This is a genomic window from Vibrio genomosp. F10 str. 9ZD137, from assembly GCF_049974785.1.
GTDB lineage: Bacteria > Pseudomonadota > Gammaproteobacteria > Enterobacterales > Vibrionaceae > Vibrio.
In genome coordinates this window covers 1-1843 of record NZ_JBNGCJ010000135.1, presented here as the reverse complement: position 1 = coordinate 1843, position 1843 = coordinate 1, and the positions used below count along the sequence as shown (strand labels likewise).

Genomic DNA, 1843 nt, shown 5'->3' with positions numbered 1-1843 from the left:
TGATCCGCTCTTCCGATCTAGGCCCGCCCATTTCAGTCTGTACCCAGCCTGGGTGTAGCGCAAGAACAGTAAACCCGTCTAGGGTTAAGTCGTTACTTAAACTCTTCACAACTGAGTTTAGAGCGGCTTTAGAGGAACGATAGAGGTAACCGCCGCCTGAGGTGTTTTCTGCCATGCTGCCAACTTTCGATGACAGACAAGCGATCTTTTTCACATCGCTATTCTTAAACATGGGTAATAACGTTTCAACCAGCTTTAAAGGCGCGATGGTGTTGATCTCAAAAACCCGGCGCCACTCTTCGACATCGGTATTACCCAAGCCGTAGCCTTTTGGACCATAGTAGCCTGCGTTGCTGATCAATATATCAATCGGCTGAATTTTCGAAGGGAGTTTGCTCACGGCTTGGTAATCGGTTAGCTCTAACTGAATGCAGGTAAGGTTGGTGTTGTGGTCTGCGAATGAGAGCAGTTCTTGTGCTGAATTGGCATCTCGATAAGTCGCGTACACCTTGTGGTTACCTTCCAAGTATTGTTGAGTCAGGCTTAAGCCAATACCGCGGTTCGCTCCAGTAATAAAAATTGCGCTCATGGTGATTCCTTTTCAGTTTAATTAGTTAAGTTTGATGGCTTAACACGAGAAAATCAACGCTCCACCAACTGGCCATGAGCATTCCCACAAAAATCATTACTGCTGCCGTAGACCCGCAGATCACCCCAAGGATGAGTATTATGTTTTTCATTGCTGTTTTTCCTTAGAATTAACAGCAATGATAATCATTATCATTAATTGGAGTTGTCGCCAAGTCTGAGACTGTTATGATTTTGAGAAAAATACGCAATTAGCCCAATTATGATTCCTTTAATTTATCACCCAATCTATTCACAGCTACCTTTACCAGAGGGTCATCGTTACCCAATCAACAAATATCAGCTTTTACATCGTGCTATTGAAGCCTTAATGGATAACGATCCGCAATGGGACATCATGTTTGACGTGTTCCAACCAGTCTCCGTTTCGGTTGAACAGGTAAAGCAGGTACACGATAGTGAGTATGTTGATCTGCTTGTTTCAGGAAATTTGCCCGCGGCCAAAATGAGGCGTATCGGATTTCCTTGGAGTGAACAACTTATCGAAAGAACACTCTACTCAAGTGGTGGAACCTGCTTAGCGGCAGAAATGGCCATTGATAGTGGTGTCGCGATTCACCTCAGTGGTGGGTATCATCATGCACATCACGATTTTGGTAGTGGTTTCTGTCTCTTCAACGATCTGGTGTTGGCAGCCAAGCATGCACTGATCTTTGAACATATCGATAAAGTGCTTATCGTCGATAGTGATGTTCATCATGGTGATGGCACTGCGACGTTATGTGCAGGCAATGATGACATTATTACTCTGTCATTCCATTGCGATAAAAATTTCCCTGCACGTAAACCGCTATCCGATTTCGATGTGCCATTAAGTCGCGAAACAGAAGACGAAGAGTTTTTGCGCTGTTTTGAACAAGTCACCAAACTGGCGATTGCTCATCACCAGCCCGATCTCATCATTTATGACGCGGGTATCGACATTCATCAAGACGATGAGCTGGGTTACTTAAATGTGTCTACAGAAGGGATCTTCAAGCGTGATTGTTTGATGATCAATTTAGCGAAATCAGAGTCTATCCCGATGGCGTGTGTAGTCGGTGGTGGATATAGAACTCAACATCAAGATCTGGTTCCTATTCACATGCAGTTATTGAAAGCCGCTCATAAAGTGTATGGCTAGCGAGGTTGCGTAAAGCCAAAAGAACCTTCAAATTGAAGGGGGATAGATGCAAAAAAGCCCACTGATTTCTCA

Annotated in this window: 3 protein-coding genes; 1 reads left to right on the top strand and 2 read right to left on the bottom strand. The window is 44.2% G+C overall.

Annotation, left to right across the window (positions count from 1 at the left end):
• Both ACP45E_RS01590 and ACP45E_RS01585 read right to left on the bottom strand, forming a co-directional pair.
• The coding region (locus tag ACP45E_RS01590; protein WP_069584626.1) for an SDR family oxidoreductase at positions 1-589 on the bottom strand (589 nt) is incomplete at its 3' end.
• 25 nt (positions 590-614) lie between these two features.
• Positions 615-740 carry a hypothetical protein gene (locus tag ACP45E_RS01585; protein ID WP_017033128.1) on the bottom strand — a complete coding sequence of 42 codons (126 nt, stop codon included), beginning with the start codon at positions 738-740 and terminating at the stop codon, positions 615-617.
• Between the two features lie 110 nt (positions 741-850).
• Here ACP45E_RS01585 and ACP45E_RS01580 point away from each other — a divergent pair, with 110 nt between their 5' ends.
• Positions 851-1771 (top strand): histone deacetylase family protein, encoded by a 921-nt coding sequence (locus tag ACP45E_RS01580; protein ID WP_017038721.1) that lies wholly within the window; start codon positions 851-853, stop codon positions 1769-1771.
• The last annotated feature ends 72 nt before the right edge of the window (positions 1772-1843 follow it).

What these genes read in the sequence shown, in the direction of transcription:
- ACP45E_RS01585 (WP_017033128.1), bottom strand. Translation starts at nt 740, where the DNA reads ATGAAAAACATAATACTCATCCTTGGGGTGATCTGCGGGTCTACGGCA.
- ACP45E_RS01580 (WP_017038721.1), top strand. Translation starts at nt 851, where the DNA reads ATGATTCCTTTAATTTATCACCCAATCTATTCACAGCTACCTTTACCA.